The sequence below is a fragment of the Aquimarina agarilytica ZC1 genome (genome assembly GCF_000255455.1).
Taxonomy (GTDB): domain Bacteria; phylum Bacteroidota; class Bacteroidia; order Flavobacteriales; family Flavobacteriaceae; genus Aquimarina; species Aquimarina agarilytica.
Genome location: NZ_JH621249.1, coordinates 1 through 3,877, shown reverse-complemented (window position 1 = coordinate 3,877; position 3,877 = coordinate 1). Strand labels below are relative to the sequence as shown.

Below are 3,877 nucleotides of genomic sequence, written 5' to 3'. Positions count from 1 at the left end.
CAACTCCTAAATTACCTTTTATTACCGATGCTCCTTCGAACTTATCTGTAATAGACCAGTTTGCATGACTGATGTTGTTATCTTTCATGAATTTCATCCACGCTAATGTTTCGCTTTCACTTACAGCTCCATCTCCACTAGCTTCAACTGTTCCCCATTCAGTTACAAATAAAGCAATTCCTTTATCTAAAGCTCTTTGTGCTGCTCCTCGTAAAGCTACATGTTCTGGCTGATTTGCATAAAAATGCAATGTGTAAGCTATGTTAAGTTCATCAGAAGCTCCAAAACCTAAATCTGCTTTAGTTATAGGCTTATCTGCTGCTGCTTCAACTCCTTGCGAAAATCCTGGTGTACCAACGATAATTAAGTTATCGGGGTCAATAGCTCTAATTGCCTTAATTACATCAATAGCATAAGGTCTTATTATAGTGTTCCAAGTGGTATCAAATTCACTAAATGCAGCGCCATCACTATTGTTTGCTCTGTTTCTTGCTGTACCTATTGGCTCATTAAAAATCTCATAAATAATATGATCATTAGTACCATAAGTTCTTGCTATTTCAGTAAAAAATTCAATAGCTTGATCTTTATAAAAGTGTGCAAAATGTGAGTGAAAATCTACAAGTACATAAATATCATTTGCTATTGCGGCATCAATAATAGTTTTAACTTTAGCTAGTTCACCTGCTGGATTATTAAAGTATCCTTGGCCGCTAGGATTCACCATTCTTGCATCAGGAAAACGATCACTAGTCGGTGGTACACCTCCATCTCCATCAGCTTCTTCAACTGCCATAGCCGCTCTAACAACTCCCGCTTTCCAATTTTTAGCTAAATGATCAACAACATCTTTACGGTAAAACTTACCTCCTACTGTTTGGAATCCACTCCAAAATATACTGTTTCCAGCAACACTAAAAGGTTGTCCGTTTTTATTTTCAATTTGATTCCCATCCACTTTCATCAAACCATTATCACTAACAACTCCTTGCGCTAGTGCTACAGAAGATGCTAATAAGGCCGAAAAAAGGGTAATTATACTTTTTTTCATAAGTTAAAAGATTGTTGTAAAAGATTAGTATTGTGCATGCATAACGTAGTTATTACCTCAAAATTTTACCTTATTTTGTAAGAAAAAACAGATTAAAAACACATTCCAAAGAAAAAAACTTACAAAATCATAATTATAAATCACTTTAACCTATAATTAATATTTTTCAACCTAAAGATTACGCATTTTTACCTACACACGATTAAAATTAATACACAAATAATTAATAACACAACTCAATTAAAATTATAAAAATTTGAAAACAAATAAGTTAACATTAAAACAATCAACATCTATTGATGATAAAAAACTACAAAAAACCGCTTTACAACCACACTAACAACTAAATAATGGTATATTAATTTCAACTTTCTAATCAGAAAAAATTAAAATTTAGATTAATTTCTTCTTACAGAGAATACTAATACAATAATCAATCCCCTTTTACACTTTCATTAGCAATTCTGTTTCAATTACCTTTGTAAATAATAAATTCAAAATTGTAACTATTGAAAGATATCCTACTCATAACCCCTCCATTTACGCAATTAAATACGCCATACCCAGCTACTGCTTACATAAAAGGCTTTTTAAACACTAAAAATATTAGTGCTTTTCAAATGGATTTAGGGATAGAAGTAATTTTGACTTTATTTACTAAAAAAAGTTTTATTGATATATTTGAATATGCACATACTAACGATTGCATTATTTCTGACAATTGTCATAGAATATACGTTTTAAAAGAAGATTACCTAAAAACTATTGATAATGTAATTGCTTTTTTACAAGGAAAAAACCCCACATTTGCAAGACAAATATGCACTGAAAATTTTCTACCAGAAGCTTCTCGTTTTGATCAACTAGATGATATGGAATGGGCATTTGGTTCCATGGGAATGCAAGATAAAGCAAAGCATTTAGCTACTTTATATTTAGAAGATTTATCCGACTTTATCATTGAATGTATTGATCCCAATTTTGGTTTTAGTCGCTATGCCGAACGCTTAGGACAAAGTGCTAATTCATTTGACGAATTATACAATTCTTTGCTCAGTAAACCAACCTATATTGATCAAATTACACTTCAAATTCTTGATCAACGCCTACAGGAAATCACTCCTAAATGGGTCTGTATTTCTGTACCATTTCCTGGAAACCTTTATAGTGCTTTTCGTTGTGCTCAGTTTATAAAGAAAAACTATTCAGGTATTAAGATTTCTATGGGAGGTGGGTTTCCTAATACCGAATTGCGTTCTGTATCAGACGTACGTGTCTTTGAGTTTTTTGATTATATTACTTTAGATGATGGTGAACTTCCCATTGAACTACTCTACAATGTTATTTGTAAAGGTGATAATAACAATCAAGGTATTGAACTTAAACGTACTTTTTTATTAGAAAATGAAAAAGTTATATACAATAACCGCTCAAAAAGAAACGACTACAAACAAATCGATGTAGGTACCCCTGATTATTCCGATCTTTTACTTGACAAGTATATTTCGGTAATCGAAATTGCTAATCCAATGCATAGTCTTTGGAGCGATGGTCGATGGAACAAACTTACCATGGCTCATGGGTGCTATTGGGGTAAATGTACCTTTTGTGATATATCCCTCGATTACATCAAAATATACGAACCTGTCGCAGCAAAATTACTAGTAGATCGAATGGAAGAGCTCATTACTCAAACCAATGAAAACGGTTTTCATTTTGTTGATGAAGCGGCCCCACCCTCACTTATGAAAGCTATAGCGCTCGAAATTATTAAGCGAAAACTAGTAGTTACTTGGTGGACAAATATCCGTTTTGAAAAAAACTTCACAAAAGATCTCTGTCTACTTTTAAAAGCTTCTGGATGCATTGCTGTTTCCGGAGGATTAGAAGTGGCTTCGGATCGGTTACTAAAACTAATAGATAAAGGAGTAACTATTGAGCAAGTATCTCAAGTGACCCGTAATTTCACCGAAGCCAACATTATGGTTCATGCCTATTTAATGTATGGCTATCCTACACAGACTATTCAAGAAACTGTTGATAGTCTTGAAATGGTTCGACAGTTATTTGAATTAGGTATACTACAATCTGGTTTTTGGCATCAATTTGCACTTACTGCACATAGCCCAGTTGGTTTAAATCCAGCTGAGTATCATATTACACCTCATTATAATGATATTAGCTTTGCTAATAATGACATTAATTTTACCGACCACACCGGTATTGATCACGCTAAATTTAGTTTTGGTTTAAAAAAGTCTTTGTTTAATTACATGCATGGAATTGCTTTTGATTTACCATTACAAGATTGGTTTGATTTTAAGATTCCACACACAACTATTGATCCTTTTTTTATTGAAAGTTGTTTACATACTCCTTTAAATTTTAAAATTAAACCCACTGCAAAAATTACTTGGTTAGGAAACACACCAACTATTACCGAAAAGATAAAATCAAAAAAAGGGACTGTAAAAAAATTACTTACCTTAACTTTTCATGATCGAACTGAAGCATTTCAAATTTCCGTAAATCAACCCCAAGGTAATTGGTTAGTTTCTATTTTAGAAGAGTTAAAACCTAATAACGACAAGCAAATATCATTTACTCAACTAAAAACTAGTTACGAAACTAAATTTGAAAATTTTGAGCTATTTTGGTTTTCAAAACCTATCGAAAAGCTGAGAAAAAATGGTTTATTAGTTTTATAATACAGCCTTTGCTTTCATAAATTATAAAAATAAAGTGCCGAAAATTAGTCTATTTTGATGGCGCATTCAGAATACTCAAAACCCTTGTAAATACGAGGGTTTTGTCGTAAATTAATGT

At 32.3% G+C, this 3,877-nt stretch carries 2 protein-coding genes; one reads left to right on the top strand and one right to left on the bottom strand.

The features are described 5' to 3' along the window. A partial coding sequence (locus KQA_RS18405; RefSeq protein ID WP_010177911.1) for a glycoside hydrolase family 5 protein occupies positions 1–1,051 on the bottom strand: 1,051 nt, incomplete at its 3' end. Between the two features lie 509 nt (positions 1,052–1,560). Between KQA_RS18405 and KQA_RS0202900 the strand changes: the two genes are divergently transcribed. After that, complete coding sequence (locus KQA_RS0202900) at positions 1,561–3,759, top strand: B12-binding domain-containing radical SAM protein (protein WP_010177908.1); 2,199 nt, start codon at positions 1,561–1,563, stop codon at positions 3,757–3,759. The last annotated feature ends 118 nt before the right edge of the window (positions 3,760–3,877 follow it).